This window comes from Kitasatospora sp. NPDC058190 (assembly GCF_042883685.1).
Classification (GTDB): domain Bacteria; phylum Actinomycetota; class Actinomycetes; order Streptomycetales; family Streptomycetaceae; genus Kitasatospora.
In genome coordinates, this window is sequence record NZ_JBHVVI010000007.1 from 109,793 (window position 1) to 129,406 (window position 19,614).

17 protein-coding genes are annotated in these 19,614 nt (G+C 68.4%); 12 read left to right on the forward strand and 5 right to left on the reverse strand.

Translation table 11 applies throughout. From position 1 onward, the window contains the following. Nucleotides 1–137 precede the first annotated feature (137 nt). The 3 genes from ACFVWU_RS05240 to ACFVWU_RS05250 all read right to left on the reverse strand — a co-directional run bounded on the left by ACFVWU_RS05240 (nucleotide 138) and on the right by ACFVWU_RS05250 (nucleotide 3,910). Complete coding sequence (locus ACFVWU_RS05240; protein WP_387615859.1) at nucleotides 138–1,679, reverse strand: hypothetical protein; 1,542 nt, start codon at nucleotides 1,677–1,679, stop codon at nucleotides 138–140. Nucleotides 1,680–2,022: 343 nt separating this feature from the next. After that, nucleotides 2,023–2,514: a TrmO family methyltransferase gene (locus ACFVWU_RS05245; RefSeq protein WP_380608635.1), complete on the reverse strand. Its 492-nt coding sequence runs from the start codon at nucleotides 2,512–2,514 to the stop codon at nucleotides 2,023–2,025. Nucleotides 2,515–2,527: 13 nt separating this feature from the next. Further along, nucleotides 2,528–3,910 carry a Tat pathway signal protein gene (locus ACFVWU_RS05250; protein ID WP_387615863.1) on the reverse strand — a complete coding sequence of 461 codons (1,383 nt, stop codon included), beginning with the start codon at nucleotides 3,908–3,910 and terminating at the stop codon, nucleotides 2,528–2,530. 222 nt (nucleotides 3,911–4,132) lie between these two features. Here ACFVWU_RS05250 and ACFVWU_RS05255 point away from each other — a divergent pair, with 222 nt between their 5' ends. From ACFVWU_RS05255 to ACFVWU_RS05265, 3 genes are all read left to right on the forward strand, one after another. Further along, a complete protein-coding gene (locus ACFVWU_RS05255) occupies nucleotides 4,133–4,369 on the forward strand; it encodes a hypothetical protein (RefSeq protein ID WP_387615865.1) in 237 nt (78 codons plus the stop codon). Nucleotides 4,370–4,511: 142 nt separating this feature from the next. After that, the gene (locus ACFVWU_RS05260; protein WP_355672218.1) at nucleotides 4,512–4,715 is read left to right on the forward strand and encodes a hypothetical protein; all 204 of its coding nucleotides are present in this window, start codon (nucleotides 4,512–4,514) and stop codon (nucleotides 4,713–4,715) included. A gap of 25 nt (nucleotides 4,716–4,740) precedes the next feature. Next, on the forward strand, nucleotides 4,741–5,778 hold the full coding sequence (locus ACFVWU_RS05265) for an NAD-dependent epimerase/dehydratase family protein (RefSeq protein ID WP_387615869.1): 1,038 nt from the start codon (nucleotides 4,741–4,743) through the stop codon (nucleotides 5,776–5,778). Here ACFVWU_RS05265 and ACFVWU_RS05270 read toward each other — a convergent pair. Next, entirely contained in the window at nucleotides 5,775–6,605 is an 831-nt protein-coding gene (locus ACFVWU_RS05270; RefSeq protein ID WP_387615961.1) for a glycosyltransferase family 2 protein, read from the reverse strand. The two genes, ACFVWU_RS05265 and ACFVWU_RS05270, sit on opposite strands and share 4 nt — an antisense overlap. Nucleotides 6,606–6,665: 60 nt before the next feature. On the opposite strand from ACFVWU_RS05270, the gene ACFVWU_RS05275 reads away from it, so the two are divergent. The 3 genes from ACFVWU_RS05275 to ACFVWU_RS05285 all read left to right on the forward strand — a co-directional run bounded on the left by ACFVWU_RS05275 (nucleotide 6,666) and on the right by ACFVWU_RS05285 (nucleotide 9,463). After that, nucleotides 6,666–7,424: a hypothetical protein gene (locus ACFVWU_RS05275; protein ID WP_387615872.1), complete on the forward strand. Its 759-nt coding sequence runs from the start codon at nucleotides 6,666–6,668 to the stop codon at nucleotides 7,422–7,424. A gap of 14 nt (nucleotides 7,425–7,438) precedes the next feature. Then, complete coding sequence (locus tag ACFVWU_RS05280) at nucleotides 7,439–8,761, forward strand: hypothetical protein (RefSeq protein WP_387615875.1); 1,323 nt, start codon at nucleotides 7,439–7,441, stop codon at nucleotides 8,759–8,761. A gap of 147 nt (nucleotides 8,762–8,908) precedes the next feature. Then, nucleotides 8,909–9,463, forward strand: a complete 555-nt coding sequence (locus tag ACFVWU_RS05285) for a peptide deformylase (protein ID WP_387615878.1) — start codon at nucleotides 8,909–8,911, stop codon at nucleotides 9,461–9,463. A gap of 83 nt (nucleotides 9,464–9,546) precedes the next feature. On the opposite strand, the gene ACFVWU_RS05290 is transcribed toward ACFVWU_RS05285, so the two are convergent. After that, the gene (locus ACFVWU_RS05290) at nucleotides 9,547–10,239 is read right to left on the reverse strand and encodes a hypothetical protein (RefSeq protein WP_387615881.1); all 693 of its coding nucleotides are present in this window, start codon (nucleotides 10,237–10,239) and stop codon (nucleotides 9,547–9,549) included. Between the two features lie 585 nt (nucleotides 10,240–10,824). On the opposite strand from ACFVWU_RS05290, the gene ACFVWU_RS05295 reads away from it, so the two are divergent. From ACFVWU_RS05295 to ACFVWU_RS05320, 6 genes are all read left to right on the forward strand, one after another. Further along, nucleotides 10,825–11,727 (forward strand): phosphotransferase, encoded by a 903-nt coding sequence (locus ACFVWU_RS05295; RefSeq protein ID WP_387615883.1) that lies wholly within the window; start codon nucleotides 10,825–10,827, stop codon nucleotides 11,725–11,727. A gap of 39 nt (nucleotides 11,728–11,766) precedes the next feature. After that, a complete protein-coding gene (locus ACFVWU_RS05300) occupies nucleotides 11,767–12,234 on the forward strand; it encodes an NUDIX hydrolase (protein ID WP_387615885.1) in 468 nt (155 codons plus the stop codon). Between the two features lie 94 nt (nucleotides 12,235–12,328). Continuing rightward, nucleotides 12,329–16,441: a CHAT domain-containing protein gene (locus ACFVWU_RS05305; RefSeq protein WP_387615887.1), complete on the forward strand. Its 4,113-nt coding sequence runs from the start codon at nucleotides 12,329–12,331 to the stop codon at nucleotides 16,439–16,441. Further along, nucleotides 16,438–17,124, forward strand: a complete 687-nt coding sequence (locus ACFVWU_RS05310) for a hypothetical protein (protein ID WP_387615889.1) — start codon at nucleotides 16,438–16,440, stop codon at nucleotides 17,122–17,124. Before ACFVWU_RS05305 ends, ACFVWU_RS05310 begins: the two co-directional genes overlap by 4 nt. 462 nt (nucleotides 17,125–17,586) lie before the next feature. Beyond that, nucleotides 17,587–18,153, forward strand: coding sequence for an SLATT domain-containing protein (locus ACFVWU_RS05315; protein WP_387615892.1), 567 nt, complete (start codon nucleotides 17,587–17,589; stop codon nucleotides 18,151–18,153). Next, entirely contained in the window at nucleotides 18,154–19,029 is an 876-nt protein-coding gene (locus ACFVWU_RS05320; protein WP_387615895.1) for a hypothetical protein, read from the forward strand. Nucleotides 19,030–19,614 lie beyond the last annotated feature (585 nt).

Genomic DNA, 19,614 nt, shown 5'->3' on the forward strand with positions numbered 1-19,614 from the left:
GCGCCCCACTAACACCGCCCCCGGCCCCGGGTGGGGCCGCGGCGGGGCCGCCCGCCCAAGGGGCTAATCCCCCCCTTGGCCCGGTGGCCGGGGCGGGGGGGCCGCGCCCCCGCAGCATCAGGTGACAGCAGGAGCCGTCAGTTCGCCGGTGAGGCACTCGGCTGGGCACCCACGGTCGGGGAGGTGAACTCCCGGGCCACGATGGGCCATTCGTTGTGGTAGAGCTTGAACGGGATGTCTTTCTCGATCAGCGGAGTACCCATGATGGCGATCCGCGCCAGCACCGCTCCGTCCACGTCGAGGCCGCCGTAAAGTCCGGCCTTGCCATGGACGGTCGGCTTGCCGCCGCTGGAGTCGATGCTGACCGAGCCGTCCACGTCCGCCCGCAGATACGGCTCGACCGTGGCCTTCACGCCCACCGTGTCGTAGAGGGCGACGGAGCCTTCGGCGACGAGGCCTGCGCTGACCGAGGCCCGGCCCTCGAACGACGCCTTGACCGGGGAGACGCTGGTCTTGACGGGCTCGGTGGTGGAGGTCCAGCCGCCCGCCTTCGTGTAGTCGGCGTGCAGGGCCCAGTCACCGGTGATCTCCTGGGTGACGTCGACGCTGACGGTGCCGTCGGCGTGGGCCGTGGCGTAGACCGTGACGTTGAGGACGATCACGACGGGAACCGTGCCGACCATCACCGTGGGGGTGGCGGTGAGCGTGGCGATCGGGATCTTCACCTGCCCGGTGGAGCCGGTGAGGCCGGCGGTGAGGTGCCAGTTGGCGCGCGCGCCCAGGTCGAAACCGACCTTGGCCTGTTCGGGGGCGAGGATGCCGTGGGTGCCCTGGTAGGAGAACATGACGCTCGGGTCGAGTTCGAGCGAGCCGGTGAGCGAGGCCTTCGCACCGCCGGGCAGCGGGACGGTGGCATTCGCGTCCAACTGCAGGACAGCGGAGGCCGAACCCTCGCCGCCACCGGGCTTCGGGACGTAGGACGCCTTGAGGTCCTTGACCTTCGGGGTGACCTGGATCTTGTGCGGGTCCAGGGCGGTCTTGATGTTGGCCCAGGCCGACCCGAGCAGCTCGGATATGGAGGCCGGGCGGGTGCTTACCGCGAGCTTCCCGTCACCCGCCGGCTTGACGTCGGTGATCGCCAGCAGCGCGCCGTGCGGCGCGACGGCCGACGGAGGGCTGTCGATCACCTGCCCCACCTGGACGGCGGCGGTGGCCGCCGCCGTGGCGGCAGGGCTCGGGGTGCCCTTGCCGGTGTCGGCCACAGCGAGAACGGCCTTGCCGGTCCCCTTGTCGTAGGCGTCCAGCTTGAGGTCGGGAGCACCCGCCACCACGGCGGGTGTCCCGGACGGGGACGGGGACGAAGCGGCGGACGCCTTCGCCGTGCCAAAAGCAGCCGGAGCGGCCGACGGCACCGTGGACGGGGACGCAGCAGCAGACGCCTTCGCTGTGCCAGAAGCGGCCGCCGCGGCCGACGGCGCCGTGGACGGGGCGACCAGGGTGACCTTCTGGCTACCGGTGGCGGCCTCGGGCAGGACCTCGCCGGTCGGGCTGGGCACGGCAAAGACAGACGCGGAGGCGGGGCCGGCCGACTGGGCAGTCGGCGTCGACGGGTCACAGGCGCTGAGCGCGAGCACCACGGATGCGGCGAGCGCGGACAGCCGGAGGGTGCGCATGAACATGCAGAGGGGCACCTTCGACGTGGGTGGTCAGGGGGACGGGCAGGCCTGCCCTCGGCATGCTACTGACAAGTTGTCAGCAATAGCTAACTCCAGCTCAGGGGAAGCTCAATTGCGGACGGCCCACTACCGGCCGAAGCGCACCTGCCCGGTGCCGTACGCGCGCCGGCCGTCAACACGGAACGGCGGCCAGCGGCATCAAGCCACGGCGCCCGCCCACGTGACGGCCCCATCCGCCCGAATGCGACATCCGTGGAATACGTGCTCGTCACCAACCTGACCGGCCCAAAGCTGCAGGCCGCCACTGAGCAGTGGCGGCCTGCAGCTTCGGTGAACCTCGCCCCTGTCAGTCGCTGACTGCTGGCGCGAAGTAGTCGCGGAGCATGATGGTGGTCCAGTCGGCCTGGCGGTGCTCTCCGCGCGGCCCCATCTCGGCAAACCACGGCTTCACGTCCAGGACCGGGGTGCCGTCGACCGCGTCGAGGTCTTCGACGTGGAGGTCCAGGCCGTCGACCTTGATCAGGCGGCAGCGCGACACCCCGAGCCAGTTCAGGCGTCGCATGTTGCGGTGACCGAAGATCCCGACCTCCGGCCAGTCCGGGTTGTCCCGGGGCCGGCGGGCTCCGAGGTTCAGGTCGGTCGGGTCGGTGAGGTGGAACCGGAAGGCGACCTCAAGGTGCGAGAAGTCCTCCAGGCCCTTGGTCGCGTCGGGCGTGAAGAGGGATCCGTCCAACCGGATGACCGCTCGGGTTCCGCCCCAGAAGTCGTCAGTGGGTTCGGTCCGGCCGCCGACCACGTGGCCGAGGGCCTCGACCTCGAACGTCTCACGGTCTGCCATCAGTGACTCCTCATCAGGCTGTTTCGGACAGGTACGCGGCAGCGCGTGCGTCGATCTCGCTGACGGTCGAGGTGCCGCGTCGGCGGTAAGGGGAGAGCAGGGCGCGCATGTCGGCGGCGGCCTGCCGGGTGCGGCCGGACCGTACGCCGTCCATGGCGTCGAGCGCCTGCGACCAAGTGGCGCAGGCGCGGTCGATGTTGTTCATCTGCGCGTACACGGAGCCGAGGTATCCCAGTGTCACCGCGTGGGTGCGGGTGAACTTCGTCGTCTTGCGGGTGCGGACGCTGTGGTGGAACTCGCGGACGGAGCCGTCGAGGTCTCCTATGTCGCGCAGGGCACACGCGGTCTCGTGGGCCAGGCTGGCCTCGCCGAAGAAGAACACCCGGTCCGGTTCCGCGATGCCGTCGCTGGCGGCGGACAGGTCGTCCTCTGCCCGCAGCAGCGCCTTGGCGGCGGAGTTCTTGCGGCCCGCGGCGGCCAGGCTCCGGGCGTGGACGACGCCCAGGAGCGCGCGCTCCCGTGGGGAGGCGAGCGTGTACCGGTCGCCGTCGACGGACGCGGCGGCCAGGGCCAGTGCTTGCTGGTGGTGCCCGAGGTCGATCGCCTGGTGTGCCATCGCTCGCAGCACGTGGGCGGCCATGGGTGGGTCGCCGGCCTCGGCCGCCAGTTTCACGGCTTCGGTGAAGTACCGCTGCGCGGTCGCGTGTCGACCGCTGTCGAACGCCATCCAGCCTGCCAGGTAGGCGAGTTCGCTGGCGGAGGAGAAGAGGTCACGGCGAACGCGCTCGTCGGCGAACTTCCCGCGCAGGTAGGCGGTGACGTCGGTGGTCAGGTACTGGACCACGGACGTCCAGGCGTGGGCGCCGCCACGCCGTTGGTCCACCTGGGAGAACAGAGTGGTCATGTCCCGGACGGCGGCGAGGTCTCCGGGGCCGACCCGTCGGGTTGCGGCCGAGCTGCGCGCGCTGCCCCGCTCGGACATGCGGCTCCACCAGTCCTCGCCGGGTAGCGAGAGGGCGCCCACCGAGTAGACCGCCATCCCCAGCGCCCGCCTGCGTTCCACGTCCACGTCGGTTCTCCCGAGTTCGGCCAGCGCGCCCAGCGTATCGGCGTCCCAGTCGGGAACTTGGGGTGAGGGGGCGATCAGGCCGATCTCTTCCAGGGTCACGACGCGGCCGCCCAGCGCACGGCCCAGCGCCTCGGCCAGGAACAGCCCGACGTTCCCGGACGGCTGGCCGCCGTTCTTCCAGTGCGTGATGCTCGACTTGTTGGTCTCCGGGAACTCGTCGTGCTCTGCCGCAACCCGCTTGACCAGGCGCGCGATCGCATCACCCGAGAGCTTCGTCTCGTCGATGAGCGCCCGCAGCTTCTCGTTCGGTTCCTTCGCCGACGCCAACGCCCACCTGCCTGACTGGCCGTTAAACCGCTTAAACCGCATTGCGTGTCCAACACCGTACTCCTGGTAGCGGTTGGGCGGTTCACTAACTGACATGCCGCTCCGCAGGGTGCAGCCGACACCGGCAGGGAGCCCGCGGCGCGGCTGTCTGCGGCAAGCTCCGTCGTTGCGTCCCTCGACGCCGACGGGCAGCCGCGCCAGTTCGCGAACCCGGAGAGGTTGATGACGACTGCCGACCGCACACAGCACCCGTGGAGACTCAACGGCTCCTCCACGCTGGTGGACCCCAACCCGTCGACCCCGCGCCGGACTGCGAGTTCGACGGCCGAGAGCACCACGGCCACCAACGACCGGATGCTGCTGGACGAGCACCGCAGCGAGAACGGGCAGTGCGTGCGGTGCGGGAGCCCGTGGCCCTGCGACGTGACCAGGGGCATCAGGTCCGGGGGTGCGACGTGAACACCGTGGACCTCTGCATCCAGGCCGGCGACCGGGCTGCGGTCTTCGTTCCGGACCGGGAACGCGCCCGAAGGCGCGCCCAGGTCTTGCGTCAGCTCGCCCTTGGACGACGTCGCCGCAAGCAGTACCGGGAGTCGGCGGCGTGAAGAACGAGAACTCCCCGGACTTCAAGCTCCCCGCCGAACGGCGCCAGGGCCTGTACATCCGGACCTTCAGGGTCGCGGCCGACGGCACCCGTTACGACGACTCCGGAGTCGTCCTCGTCGACTCGGAACCCGACGTGGCGGCCTACCACGCATCCGCGACCTGGCCCATCTGCAAGTGCCCGCAGCACCGCGAGGGCTGATCAACCACCGAGCAGAGGAGCTCCCTTGTCCCTCGAACAGCTTTCAGGAAAGACCGTGCTGGTCACCGGAGCGGGCGGCCTCATCGGCAGCCGCATCACTTCCCAGCTCCGCCGGCTCGGCGCCCGCCCCATCTCGGTGTGCAGGCTCGACGCCTACCCGCCGGAGGTCTACCGCGACCGGTTCGGCATCAACACCACCGAGCCGGACTTCATCGTCGGCGACATCGCCGGCCCGGAGCTGATGAGCGAGGCGATCTCCGGCTGCGACTACGTGATCCACGCCGCCGCCCTGGCCGACGTCGCCGCCTGCACGCGCCGTCCGCTCGATGCCATCGATACCAACATCATCGGCACCCAGCGCGTGCTCGACGCCGTGGCCGCCTCGGACCAGGTGCAGCGGATGGTGTTCGTCTCCTCCGCCAGCGTCTACGGCAACGGCACCTCGCCGGAGCCCGTGCACAACTACGTGCCCGCGCAGTTCACCGAGGGCGCGGCCGTCTCCCCGGTCTCGGTGTACGGGAACAGCAAGGTCTGGGGCGAGTACCAGACCGCCGCCGTGCTCGGCGGCGTCGGCACTTCGTACGCCGTAGTGCGGTACTTCTCCGTCTACGGCGAGCCGCAGGTCGTCAAGGAGAACAGCCACTCGTGGGTGGTCGCCTGGTTCGCCATGCGGGCCGCGCTCGGGCTGCCGCTGCACCTCAACGGCGGCGGCCACCAGATCCGCGACCTGGTCCACGTGGACGACATCGCCACCGGCACCCTGTACGCGCTGGTAGCTCCCCGCGCGCACAACGAGACGGTCAACATCGGTACGGGCACCGGGACGTCGATCCGGCAGGTCGCCGAACTGGTCCGTGCCCACTACCCCGACACGCAGCTCGTGGAGACGCCGATGCCGCCCGGTGACCCCGAAGGCGGGTACGCGTCCGTCGAGCGGATGGAGGAGCTTTTGGGCTGGCGGCCGACCACCGGCATCGAGGAGGGCGTCGCCCGGTACGTGGCCTGGCTGCGGGCGAACCCCAGCGCGATCCCGGAATGGATGCCCCGAGCCGCTGCGGCCTAGATGATCGGGGGCCGGCCGAGCCGGGTCATGGTCCACACCGTGCGCCAGCGCATCGGCTTGCGCCGACCGCACGGTGTGCGCCAGCCCTCGACGAAGCCCGCGAACCACGCCTTCAGACCGGCCATGTCCCGGGTGCGGGCGATGGTGAGCGCCACCCACGCCCCGAGGTAGACCGGCACCAGCAACGCGGGCAGGTGACGGCGCGCGAGGTACACGCGGTTGCGGGCGTTCACCCGGTAGAAGAACGAGTGCCGGGTCGGGCTGGTCCGCGGGTGCTGCAGCAGCAGCTCCGGGACGTACAGCACCCTCCAGCCGTCGTCGAGTGCCCGCCAGGCCATGTCGGTCTCCTCGTGCGCGAAGAAGAACGCGTCTGGCCAGTCTCCGACCTGCTGCAGCATCTTCGTCGACAGCCCGTGGCCGCCTCCGAGGAAGCTGGTCACCTCGCCGCCGCGCATCGGATCGCCGGCCCGCAGCCGAGGGACATGGCGGCGCTGGGTCAGCCCGGTCTCGTCGGCGATCCGGAAGGAGACGATGCCCAGCCGGGGGTCGGCCTCGTAGAGGGCCTCGATCCTCGCGAACACGTCGTCGGCGATCAGCAGGCCGTCGTCGTCCAGGTCGATCACCACGTCCACGTCACGCAGGTGCTCCAGCGCCACGTTCCGGCCGCCGGTCACCCCGAGGTTCTCGGCCAGCTCGACGCCCTCCACCCACGCCGGTAGCTCCGGCAGGGGGCAACCCTGGGCAACCACCACGACCCTCGCGGCCGGGACGGTCTGCATCTCCACCGAGCCCAACAGCTCGGCCAGTTCCTTCGGCCGTGTGCCCATGGTCAGGACCGCCACGCCCAGCTTGACGCCCACCGAACCCATCCCTTCGAGGAAGCAGACATGACCCAACGAACGCACCGCTCGGGCGCCGCGTCGCTCAGAGAACTCGCCGAGAACCGGATGCTTCCGGACCACCAGGTCATGGATCAGTCCACACTGAACTGGATCGCCGGGATGCGGCCCGAGGTCTCCGCCGCGCCGCCCACCCTGCCACACCCGCCGCTCATGCTGGTACCGGACGTCACCTGGTTCGCGGAGCCCCGGTGCGCCGACTCGATCCACGGCGCCCGGCACAACGCCCGCGTCTCGCTGCTCTCGTCGATCCTCGCCCAGGAGTACGGGCTCGACCGCGACCACAGAGCCGCGCTGTGCGTCGCCGCAGCCGTCCACGACTGCCGGCGCCACAACGACCGGGACGACCCCGGTCACGGCCGGCGGGCAGCGGCCTGGTTCACCCGCAACCACGCCGCCGTCGCCGACTTGGTCGGCTGGGAGCTGCCGCAGGACGTCCTCGTGCAGGCCGCTACCGCCATCAGCCTCCACGACGTGCCGTACGAGCGCTTCACCCCGCAGCAGAACCAGCTCTACCAGCGAGCACCGCACCTGATCGACCTGCTCAAGGCCGCCGACTGCCTGGACCGCTACCGGCTCCCCCTCGCCCGCTGGTGGCCCGACCCGTCCCACCTGCGGCTCGTGCCGCCCGCCTGGCTCCATACCGTCGCCCACGACCTGGTCGTCCGCAGTGAACAGGCCCGCCTCGACGGCGCCAGCAACTACAGCGCACTCATCCACGCCCGCCAGATCCTCGACCCCGCGTAGTAGGAGGCCACCTCATGCATGCCGAGTGGGACAACGCCCACACCGACCACACCACCACCCCCACCCGCCCCGGACTCGCCGGCCTCACCGAGACCGAATCCGCTTGGCGATCCCACCTCGAACACCAGACCCCCAACGGCTGGCTCCTACGCGGCAACGCCATGACCGAGACGCTCGCCTCCGGCCGCCCCATCCACCTGATGCACACCACCGTCGCCCTCGACGCCATCCGCGCCAGCGGCCACCTTTACGCTTCCACGGGCTGCCTTGTCGCCGCCCTCTACTGCGCGCCCCTCACGCCGGAGCCCGCCGGCCTGCGCCCCCACAACCTCGGCTCCTACCTCCTGGAGACCAAGAAGCACACCCGCACCCTCGTCTTCGAGATCACCCCCGACGCTCCAGTGCCACCCAAGGGGATCGACTACCTCCGCCTCGGTGCGATCCACCTGCGGACCTACCTCACCCACCGCAGCTTCCTCACCGAGCACGAGGACGCCCAGCTCCGCCAGACGGTCCTGCGACGCATCCAGGCGGCGGCGCCCTTCCTCGACACCGCCCTCGCCAACGCCACCGGAACACCAACGCCGGACGTCGACTTCATCGACCAGCTCGCCGCCACCGTGCCAGCCCTCCCGTTCCTCGGCTACCTCTACTTCGAGGTGCTCTCCGAATACCTGATGCTCCACTCCACCAGCTATGAGACCAAGGCGTACGCCCAGCTTGGAGAGATGAACAACCGCCTCTACAAGCAGCTCGCCTTCACCGCTGTCCAGGGCATGGACAAACTCTTCGACCTATCCCGCTTCAACCCAGGACACGACCGCCTCCTCGACCTCGTCGGCCAGATCGAGACCGGCCTCACCGCCGGAGTCGCCCAGTACACGAGGAGGCGCCTGTCGCACCTGTTCGCCACCGTGGCGCTCGCCCCCGGTCAGGACGCGGCCTCCTTCACCTTCCACCACTCGGACTTCGACACTCTCACCAAAGCGGCGCCGGGGCTGCTGGGACAGCTCGTCTTTCGCGACCTACGGGTCATCGACCGCTACCCGCAGCTCTACCTCACCTTCGAGCAGGCCAAGGCCATGGAGGCATGGGCTTATTGGAACACCGAGGGCATCCCCGCCCCGTTCAACGGGACGGTCCCGAAGGGAGAGGTCGGCATCAACCCCGCCTACCCGCGAGCCAACTGCGCGATGTGGATCGCTGAGACCTGCGAGCGTGGCCTCCTGCATCCGGTGGAACAGCTCGACGTGAAATTCCTCCCGCGCCTTGCCGAGTTGTCGATGACCGCCATGCGCAGAGACGAAACAGGGAAGGCAGCAGGGCACCGCCGGTAGCGTGGATCAGAGGTCCGCTTGGCTTCGCGTCAGTCGCCACGCCGAACGGGGCCCCAGCACTTCGCCCGGGCCATCGCGGTCCTGCTTTTCCACGCTCGCTCCTGGCAGCCCCAAGCCAGACGCAGACCACGGGAACAGGTGATCAAGGTGCGTCCCAGCCAGCAGATGCAGTCCCTCGGCGTGATCCAGCAGGGCACCCCCATTCTCAACCGCCCCGCCGAGCCCTTCGACCTCCCCACCGAACACGCCGCCGCCCAGGCCGTGATCGACGAACTGTTCACCGCCGTCGAGCAGATCGGCCGCGTCCACTCCTTCGCCAAGGGCATGGGCCTCGCCGCCCCGCAGATCGGCATCCCCCGCGCCGCCGCCCTCGTCCTGCCCCCGACCGCCGGCGCCGACCCGATCATCCTGCTCAACCCGGAGATCACCGCCGTCTCCGAGGAGACCGACGAACAGTACGAGGGCTGCCTCAGCTTCTTCGACGTCCGCGGCATAGTCCCCCGCCCCCTCCGCATGGACGTCACCGCCACCACCCTCGACGGCACTATCACCATGGTCACCTACGAGTTCGGCCTCGCCCGCCTCATCGCCCACGAGATCGACCACCTCGACGGCCTGCTCTACACCGACCGCATGCGCCCCGATGTACGCCCGATCCCGGTCGAGGAGTACCGGGGGACGGGCTCGACCTGGGCGTACTGATCAACGAGGCTCTGTCGGATTGCGGCTGAGTACCTACCCCGCCCGAGGCCAAGTCGACACCACACGTGGCGGGAGCCGGAGGCTCACTGGCGCGCCGCAAGTGTGGCGGCCGGGCGGCACGGTCGACCGAAGCGGGCGCATTTCTGCTCGAACCCTGGGGGGAGCCATCCACCGCTCAGCAGACGAGGATGCGCGGGAAACGCGGTGATGGCGGCGACAGCGAAGGCGAGGGACGCCCACGGTGTGTGCACCATCGTCGTCACCTGCTGGCCGCGAGTATTGACGAAGCTCGTCTGGAACGTTGCAACGCTCACAAGGTCGATCGTGCTCAGGGCCCGCCACTCAAGGTCAAGCCCGCTCGTGCTGCTCGCAAAGTGGAGCTTCTGACGGGTGATCGTCACCTCTCCCGGGCCGTCGACCATCCATCGCGGTTGGGCGTCACGCGCCGCCTGTCGCCGCCTGGCGGAGTTGCCAGCTGCGGAACCCAAAAGACTCCCGATGATGAATGCGGGATTGCCGACGGCGACCACACTGTTGTGCTGGTAGCGCCCATTGCCCAAGGCTCGCCAGGTCGAACGCTGACCGGGGCCGACGGCGAGGGCACGGTCGTCATGCTCCAGTCTCGCAGTCGTGGCGATCAGCGGACGGCGAGCCAGGCCGCCTCCAAGGAGATCCGCAACGATCTCGCACGAGTGCCACAGGTGGTCGTCCAGGGATGACCACGCCGGGTGGTTCACGCGCCCTGAGGGCGGCGCGAAGGGGTTGGCATCTGTCACTCCGGAGGGTCCGTTTCCCAAGAGCACTTGATGACTCAGTGCGATCGATTGTACTCAGGAGGCTTCTCAGTCGGTAGGAACTTTACGGATCTTGCCACCGTGGCTGATCCTCGCGCTCGGCGATACGAGAGAGGGAGCAGGCTCACGTACCTCTTCGCCGCTACTGGCAACATTGGCGCCGCCAGACCGCCCGTTCTAGTCTCAGTTCTGGTCTCATTCGCCCCCGTCCGGCTGGGTCCAGCCGCCGCCCGGCGATTCGCTCCGCCGCAGATCAGGACAGGTGCGGACCCCGGCAGGCGGTGGCGAGGTCCGCCTGCAGTGCCAGAACGCCCACATCGGCCGCCCCATCGGCGGCGAGCCCACGATCAACGATGCGTCGACGGCGTCCGTTTCGTCCAGCCCGCTGACCTTGACCGCTCGCTGCGTGCCCGCCAACTCCGCCTGTGTCGACGCAGGCACACCAGCCGGGCGGCGACGGGGACGGTTCGCCCTTCCGCCCCGGGGCGGCCGGCCCAGCGACACGCGACCTGCCCGGCACGGTCGTACCTGCTCCACGCCAACTCGGCGCTACGGAAGGATGGATGGATGAGCGACTGGGAGTTCGTGAAGGCAAGAACCGCCACTGAAGGCGCGGTGTTGAGGTCAGCCGACGGCTTGCTCTACAAGCGAATCGGCGGCGAGGACCTGCGGGCGGAGTGCGAGTTCCAGCAGGTGGCCGCCAGCCTGGGCTACCCCGTCCCGGAGATCGTCGACAGCGGGTCCGAAGGCGGAAGCTACTTCGTCGTCGAGCGAGCCATCGGTGATTCCTCGCTGCACGAGGAGGCTTTGGCCGATGCCAGGCGAGACGGGCAGGTCAGCTACCAGGTGATCAGCACGGCTGCTGCTGTCGCATCGTGTCTCTTGCAGGCCCAGGCAAGGCACCCCTTGCCCTCGACACCGTGGTTCGAGAGAGCGGCCTTTGCGCCCGAGGTCTTCGAGGAGAACCCGGACTTCGACAATCTGCGGGTTCACGGGGCGGTCAAGCATGCCCTCGACCGGCTGGCTCAACTTCCGATGGTGCAAGGGCACCTGGACTACGGCCTGCCCAACGCCCTCCGGACTGGGGTCATCGACTGGCAGCATCACGGACCGGTCCCGCTCGGCTACGACGTCTACCCTGCGCTCGAGATCGTGGCCTTCAAGGGCGGAGGCAAGGGCTACACGATCACCCCGGAGCAGCGCGCCGCCTACACCGCCGCACTCGACGAGACCACCGCATCCCTGATTGGGCGGCGCGTGAGCGAGCACCTGGGCGACTTCCTGCTCGTCAAGTGCTTCTTCTTCCTGGCCCTCATGCGGCCCACCGACCCCGCACGGCACGACAAGCACATCAAGTGGCAGTACCGCCGCGCCCTCTTCACGATGGGACTTGATCAGTATGAGTCGTCCAACACGATCGACACTGGCGCCTTCCCTACTCTGGAACGGTTCACTGCTGAACACCGGTAGGCCGGTGCCCACCGTCTGACCAGGAGGGGTCCACCGCACATGGGCAGGACCGAGTACTACAACGACCCGAACGCCCCCAAGGCCAACACCCTCATCCCTGCCAGCAACCTGCTCGTCGTCGACGGCTCCGGCGCCATCCTGCTGCAGCGCCGCCGGGACACGGGCCAGTGGGCGCTGCCCGGCGGCGCCCAGGACATCGGCGAGACCGCCGCCGAATGCGCTATCCGCGAATGCCTGGAGGAGACCGGCATCCTCGCCGAGATCACGGGCTTCCTGGGTGTCTACACCAACCCCAACCACATCGTCGCCTACACGGATGGCGAGATCCGCCAGCAGTACGAGAACACCTACATCGGCTGCCCCGTCGGCGGCGAGCCCACGATCAACGACGAGGCTGACGGCGTCCGCTTCATCCAGCCCGCCGAACTCGACCAATACGACATCCACCTCAGCATGCGCCAGCAGATCGGCGACTACCTCGCCGGCACCTACCCCCACCTCGGCTGAACCCAACGTCGCGTCCATAGGTTGCCCCAGCCGGCCTTGGCTATGGGGAGCCGGTGCTGGCATTCCGCCGCCATGTGGGTCGGATCGTGTCACGATGGCGGTCGGTCACTACGGGGGAGCAATGCGGGACGCACTTGTCGAGGACTTGGATGCTCGGCTTGCCGAGTACGCCTACCGGTCGGAGACAGAAGCGCTACTCGACGAAGCGGGGCGCGAGTCTGCCATGCGACTCATGGCCCTCGTCGCCGAGGAGGTTCAGGGGTCACGCAACGTCGACACCGAGGCTCTGTACACAGCGGCTGCATTCCACTGGGCACGAGCAGTTGTGCTTGGCGATGGTGATCGCGCGCAGGTGGAGCACGAGACGGCGATCCATCTCTTCGGTCTGCTATTCCTTGCGGACCACAGGAAGGTCCCGCGTGAGCTCTGGCCCAGGCTGGTACAGGAGACCGGGCACGACCCGTGGGCCGATCCGCTTGAGCATGCGGCCGACCTGGTGGTGGACTTCGAGGAGCAACAGGACTGGGCTGCTCTGGACGAGGCTCTTGGGCTGCTTCAGCGCATTCCCCGGGGTGGGGACGGTGCGTACCAGGACACCCTGCTGGGCCTGGCCCATCAGTACCGTGCGACGGCGCTGGCTCGGGACGACCGGTCGAGGCTGGCCGACGCGGACCGGGCCGTCGAGCTGTTGAGCGCTGTGGCGGCGCTGCCGGAGCCGTCGGCTTCGCGGGCCGCCACGCGTCTGCTGACCCTCGGCAGTGCCCACGTCGGCCGCTTCGAGCTGACCGGACTCCCGGCGGATCTGGCCGATGCCGCGCGCTCGTACCGTCGGGCCCTGGAGCTGGCAGCACCGGGGTCTACCGAGCAGGTGTCGGCGATGATCGGCGTGGGGGCGGGGTTCGGCCGCCAAGCCGAGGCGACAGGCATCGAGCAGAGTGACGTCGTCGCCCAGTTGCGGGAGGCGGTCGACTGGCTGCGTCGGGCAGCGGATCTCGACCTGGAACACGGCCGGCAGCCGAACCGCGCGAACCTGGCCAAGGCGACCGGGCTGTTGCTGGAGAACTCCCTCCGACTGAGGCGCGCTGGCGCGGCCGCCACCGATCGAGGCATGCAGGACGCCCCGACTCCGCCACCGCCGCCGACCGAGGCTGAGGCGGCACAAGCACGTCGTCTGATCGTCCTCAGCGACGAGGTGGCCCAACGGGTCATCACCGAACAGGAAGCGCTGCGGCGTGTCGGCGACTCGGGTTGCGAATTGTCGGAAGCCGCTGTGCAGGCCGTGGTGGCGGTAGCTATCAGCCTGGTCCGGTCCGGCGCGCCCCGCCGAGCGGTTGCCGTGCTGGCCCTCGCCCTGGCGGCGGCCGAACTGCGGTGGGGGGCCGGTCGACACGGCCCGTGGTGGTTGGCAGCCGACTCGTACGTGGAGGCGGCCCGGCTGACCCTGGCCGAGCAACCGGACGCGGCGTTGTTCCAGCACGCGCGCGAGGTGGTCGGCCGGCAGATCGACGAACTACGCGGCCGTGATGCGGCGCAGGACGTTGCCGAACTCGCGGAAACCCTCTTCGCCGACGGCCTGTTGTGCCTGACCCCGTACACCGGGGAGCTGGCGGACCTGTCGTTCGCCGCGGCCCAGCAGCTTCGGCGCGACCGCGAGGCCCGACACACGGGCATCCACACCGCGCGGTGGGAGGGCGCCACCATGCCGGATCCGCAGTGTGCGATTGAGGAGGCCGTGGCCCGGCTCAGGGAGGCGGCGGTGCTCTCCACGGGCCATCAGCGTGGCCGAACGCTCAAGGCCCTCGCCGAAGCCCTCACCATGCTCGCCGGGTTGACCGGGACCTCGCACGACCGGGAGATCACGGTGGCGGTCCGGGAGGCTGTCAAGGTCCTGGACCCGCTTCGCGATCCGCCCGGCTACCTGTACCTGCTGAAGATCCTGTCCCTGCTCGGTGAGTTGGTCCTGCCGCGTGAGCTGGACGGCTTGCTCCCGGTTCCACTGTGCGAAGTCCGGGATCGTCAGGGCGAGCATGAGGCGGCGAGCCTGTTCACCGAAGCTCTGCTTCTCGCAGCCGAAGCGGGGCGCCGAGACCTGGAGGCCGCACTCCTCGATGCCGCTGACGGAGCGGGGTTACGGCTCCGGCAACCTGCCCAGCACCGGGTGCGATGGACCAGCGAGGTGCACCTGCTCCACGAGGACTCGCTCGGTTGCCCGGTGCTGGGCGGCACCCGGGCAGTTGCGGAGGAACTTGCGGCAGACGGAGCCCGGCAGCCGACCGAGCGGGCCGCAGGGCTCGTCCACCTCGCAGCCCACTCCGGCGAGGATGACGAGCAGGCCCTTGGCCGAACCCTGATCCTGGAGGCCGCCCGAACGGCTCCGGCCTGGGTGGATCAGCATGTCGAGATGGTGGCGTACCTGTACGGCCGCTTGTCCTATGACCTGGCCGTGCGCGCCGACCACGTGGCGGACTGGGCGACAGCGGCCGAGTACTTCGCCGTGGCCGGCGCCCAGTACGCGATCTGCCGCCAAGACGACCTGGCGCTCGACGCTTTCGAAGCCGGACTGACCTGTGTTCGGCGCTGTGACCATCCGGTGGCGAGTGGAGCGGCCAACGCGCTGCTCGGCAGCATGACTTCGCTCCGGGCGAGCGCGGATGAGGGAATCGCCTGGAAGCTCCGAGAGCTGTACCTGTCCCTCGGTCACTTCCTGTCCGCGCACGCCAGCGTCGATGTGACCACCGTCCTTCTGTTGCACCAAGCGGCCAAGGGCATGGACTTCGCGATCGCGGCCGAACGCTCCGGTCCGTTCACCCCGTCGCGTGCGCTCGCCGACGCGATCGGCCGGGCGAGCCTCGACGCCTCTCAACCGGTGCCTGCGGAGCAGGCGCTGAGCCCGGACGACGCCATCCTCTGCTACGTCGGCACCGGCGAGGCCGAACCCGAGAGCGGCACCGACGCCCGGCAGCGCAACCTGCAGCGGGCCGTCGACCGCCGGATCAGCGTGGAACTCCACCTGACCCGGAACCTCTCGCGCAACACCCTTCTGGGGCTAGACGAGGTCCAGATGCTGCTCCCAGAGGACACGGTGCTGCTGTCGCTGTACCTCGGGCAGCTCCCGGGGCCGAACGCGACAGACCTCCGCACCGGGACGGTGGGCCTGGCGATGACGCGCGAGGAAGTGCGCCTGCGGACCGTCGCGCTCAACGACATCGGCGGCGATCTGCTCCGCCTCACCCGGGGTCTCCACACGCTTCTGATCCACCCGATGGCCGGCCCCGTTTCCCTGCTGCGGCAGGCCGTCACCGCGGATCCGCTGCATCGCCTGGTGAGCCGCGAGGCGGGCGCCGCTCTGGAGGCCGCCCGTGCATACTGCCTGGCCGACTTCACGGAGCTCATGGGACGCTGGCACGCCCAAGGCAAGCGGCACCTATGTATCTGGCCGAACGGGCCACTGCACTTCGTTCCTTTTTCGCTACTTCCCGTCGCAGACGGGCTGGTGGCGGACGACTGGACCGTGACACAGCTTTCGAGCCTCGCGTCGCTCCGCACGACCACCGCCGAACTGACGCCGCCCACTGCAGGTCGCGAGCTCGTGGCGTTCGGGTCGGCGACCGGCGGTGTGCAGCACGGACTGGTCGCCGAGACAGCGTTGGAGCGTCATGCGTCCTCGGTGGCGACGTCGATGGGTGGCCGAGCGGTGCTCGGAGCCGCCGCCACACCTCGCCGCTTCCTGCGCGAGCTCGGTACCGCGCGCTACGTGCACGTGGCGGCGCACGGCGCGCACAACGAATGGGCCTCCTGGTACCAGTGCCTCTTCCTGTCGCCGGATCCCGACAACGACGGCCGGGTATTCGCGCACGACATCCTCAGAACCGACCTGCGTGGCGTCGAACTCGTCACCATGAGCTCATGCGAGTCGGCCCTGGGCCGCTACGACGTGAACGACAACCTGCGTGGCCTGCCGGCGGCCTTCCTGGCCGCGGGCGCCTCGGCCGTCATCGGATGCCTGTGGCCGGTCCATCCGGACGTGGCCACCGACTTCTTCGCCGAGCTATACCGACAGCTCTGCGGAAACGGCGACCGTCGGTCCGCGTTCCGTTCCGCTCAGTGCCACACGCGCACCAAGCACCCCGCGTACCGCGACTGGGGTTCGTTCTGTTTCATCGGCGACTGGCGCGCGCCGCACACACCTCGAGGAGTAGCGCAGTGAACCACGTCAGCATCGACGCACCTGTCCTGCGGGATGTCGAGCTCTCTCCGGTGCCGCGACTCAACACCCCGACTACGTCAGCCTCGTTGCGGGGGCGGGTGTCCCTGGGGGTGGCTGCGGTATGTCGGCTCACGGCCGAGCAGGCGACCCAGGGGGACGAGGAGTGGCTCGACTTTCTGGAGTCGGAGTCCGCCCACAGCGACTACCTGCTTCTCAGCCTGGTCTGCGCCTTCCGGCCGTCCGATAATGACGACCCGTTCGTCGACGCCGGCCTCGGTATCCGCTTGGAGGCTCCCGACGAGCCCGCGGACCGGCAGCCGATTGCCTGGTCCATTGCCCCGAAGAAGCGCCTCGCTCCCGCCGGTCGAGTGGGCCGGATCGCGCTAACAGCCAAACTCGCCATCATCGAGTCCACCCTGGATGTCACCCCCAATCAGCAGCAGGAGCACCTGTTCCTGGTGGGCATGGGCGAGCGTGACAGCGACCCCGAATGGCGGTTCAAGCCGACGAGCTCGGTCCCCTTGATCGGAGACGAGACGTTGACCGTCGTGGTCAAGGCCCCAGCCGGGGCGACCGTGCGGGCCCACGTCTCCGTCGCCGCCACGGTCAGGCAGCGACGCCTGGGCTTGATCCCTTACCGCGCGGACTTGCCGCCCGCGCTACGAACAATCGATCTTCAATGAAGTACCTATCCGAGCCGTGCCATCGATGCACTCCCGCAGCGAGCGGCGAGTAACGGAATGCGTGAGCGGATGGGGCAGTACGTGCCGATTCGGGCGGGATCGTGGATCACGGTGCAGCGTCCTGACCTGCGGGTTCATCACGAAGTGACCGATGCCGACACCAGCCAACATGATCACTCTCGGGCTGCGTGAGCTTAGCGATACAAGGAGGCCCAAACCAGAGCGCCCTCGACCTGGATGCGTGGATCCGAGCTCGGGGCAGGCTCTCAGCCAGGAACTCGGCCACGGCGTGTGCCAGGGCCCTGGAGCGTCTCGCCCACCAGGTCGAGACGAAGACCGGGTTCACCATCTGCCCCGAGCCAGTGCTGGTCGGCACCTGGTCGTAGGACATCGTGACAAGCTGCGCCCGACTGTCGGTGGTGGCTCCTAAACTGCCCAGTTAACTGTTCGCCCTGAGATCGGATGATCTCGACCTTCTGCGCCCTTCCTCCCCTGAGCGAGGACTACTTGTCACTGATTCCCTCGGATCTACCTGAGTCGCACCGAACCATCGCCGCCGAAGCCGACCGAATCCACGAGAGTGCCCTGTGGAGCTCTCAAGGGCAGTTCGAGCAGGCGAAGTTCTGGCGACTCGTCAACCTCATGTTCGGCGTGCCTGCCGCTGTGCTGGCTGCCATCTCGGGTGGCACGTCGCTCTCCGGTCACCTCGGTCCATGGGCGGGCATTCTCGCGCTCATCGCAGCTGCCTGTAGTGCAGTCATGACCACTGTGAACGCCGCGCGGAGGATGACGCACTCCCAAGCGTCCGCCAACGCCTACCTCCAGCTCCAGACCGCCGCACGGCAGTTCCTCACGATCGATCTGGCAATCATGTCCTACGAGGACGCCCGCGATGCGCTGCGCAACCTGACCAATACGCGCGACGAGCTGAACAAGACGGCTGACGCTCCAGGCCGCCTGGCGTACAAGCGGGCAACCAAGAACATCACGGGTGGCGGGCAGACCTACGAAGCGGATGGAGAACAGTAGATGGCGACGACCACAGCCAAGGCGTTCGACGACTTCAACGAGGCCATCAAGCCCAGCACGGCAACCAAGGAGAAGGTCGCTGCCCGCCGTGACGTGGTGGTTGACGTACTCAAGAAGGCGTTCCCCTCCAACTCGAACATACAGTTCCAGTCGGCGAGGATCATCGGGTCACTCGGGCGGAAGACCGCGACGAACCCAGTGCACGACCTCGACCTCATGACTGTGCTGTACGTCGAACCGGACTTGTGGCGAAAGTACCAGCGGGACTCATCTGACTTCCTCTACCGGGTGCGCCGCGCGGTCAACGGCGAGTCGAAGGTGAAGAAGGTAGGCGCGCGAGGCCAGGCCGTGAGCATCTTCTACCAGGACGGGCTAACCGTCGATGTGGCAGCCATGGTGAAGTACGACACCGGCGGTTACGGCATCCCCGACGGGTCGGGCAACTGGTTGACGACCAACCCCATCCGGCATGAGGAGTACCTGAACGAGCAGAACGACAAGTTGATCGGTGACCTCAAGAAGATCGTCCGCTTTGCCAAGCAATGGAACAAGGCACACAGCTCTCGTCTCGCCTCGTTCCACCTTGAGATGTTGGTTGCCCGCACCTTCGCTTCGATGGGAACCAACTACCGCACAGCACTGCGCTTGTTCTTCGATTACAACCACTACAACCTGTCCGTCCAGGACCCGGCTGGCTACAGCGGCGACCTGTCGAGCTATCTGACCTGGAACGCCAAGTCGGATGTGAATGACAGCTTCAAGGCGGCCCGCGATCGCGCTGACCTCGCCCTCGCAGCGGAAGACCGAGGCGATCATAGGGAAGCCATTCGGCACTGGGGCATCATCCTGGGCAAGAGTTTCCCCTCGTACGGATGATCCGTGCTTTCAGAGGGGCTACTCAGGTTGAACTCGGGGCGGGGCGGTGATCGGGCCGGTCTCGGCCAGGCAGCCGTCGACAAGCTGCCAGGCCCTGGAGTTGTCCAGAACCAGCCCGAGAGTCTGCGTGAGCGATGCGTGAGCGGACGGGGCAACACGTGCCGGTTCGGGCGGGATCGTGGATCACGGCGCAACGTCCTGACCTGCGGTTTCATCACCAAGCGATCGATGCTGGCAGCAGCCAGCATGATCACTCTCGGGCTCGTAATGCGTAGGTCGCGGGTTCGAATCCCGCAGGCGGCTCAAAGGTGAAGCCCAACTCCTGCCTTTAGTGCGGGAGTTGGGCTTTTTTGTGGCCATGGGATCGTGCCCGTTTTGCCTGTTGCATCAATGCATGCCAGGTGCGCTGATATTCGGTTGCGTTGGATGACGATGGGGATGTCGGTCGCTCCGGGTATGGACCTTTGACCTGCGACTTTTCGCTTCGTTTGGATGATGGCGGACCGATACTCCACGTGATGGCGGCCCTTGGGCTTGCCCGAAACTTGCCCGGACTGGCAGCAATCTGAAGCGAGCCGGGTGCGG

Excerpts from the sequence above, each read along its gene's own strand:
- ACFVWU_RS05240 (WP_387615859.1), bottom strand. The coding sequence starts at position 1,679 with ATGTTCATGCGCACCCTCCGGCTGTCCGCGCTCGCCGCATCCGTGGTG.
- ACFVWU_RS05245 (WP_380608635.1), bottom strand. The coding sequence starts at position 2,514 with ATGGCAGACCGTGAGACGTTCGAGGTCGAGGCCCTCGGCCACGTGGTC.
- ACFVWU_RS05255 (WP_387615865.1), top strand. The coding sequence starts at position 4,133 with ATGACGACTGCCGACCGCACACAGCACCCGTGGAGACTCAACGGCTCC.
- ACFVWU_RS05270 (WP_387615961.1), bottom strand. The coding sequence starts at position 6,605 with ATGGGCACACGGCCGAAGGAACTGGCCGAGCTGTTGGGCTCGGTGGAG.
- ACFVWU_RS05275 (WP_387615872.1), top strand. The coding sequence starts at position 6,666 with ATGACCCAACGAACGCACCGCTCGGGCGCCGCGTCGCTCAGAGAACTC.
- ACFVWU_RS05280 (WP_387615875.1), top strand. The coding sequence starts at position 7,439 with ATGCATGCCGAGTGGGACAACGCCCACACCGACCACACCACCACCCCC.
- ACFVWU_RS05295 (WP_387615883.1), top strand. The coding sequence starts at position 10,825 with ATGAGCGACTGGGAGTTCGTGAAGGCAAGAACCGCCACTGAAGGCGCG.
- ACFVWU_RS05300 (WP_387615885.1), top strand. The coding sequence starts at position 11,767 with ATGGGCAGGACCGAGTACTACAACGACCCGAACGCCCCCAAGGCCAAC.
- ACFVWU_RS05305 (WP_387615887.1), top strand. The coding sequence starts at position 12,329 with ATGGCGGTCGGTCACTACGGGGGAGCAATGCGGGACGCACTTGTCGAG.
- ACFVWU_RS05315 (WP_387615892.1), top strand. The coding sequence starts at position 17,587 with ATGATCTCGACCTTCTGCGCCCTTCCTCCCCTGAGCGAGGACTACTTG.
- ACFVWU_RS05320 (WP_387615895.1), top strand. The coding sequence starts at position 18,154 with ATGGCGACGACCACAGCCAAGGCGTTCGACGACTTCAACGAGGCCATC.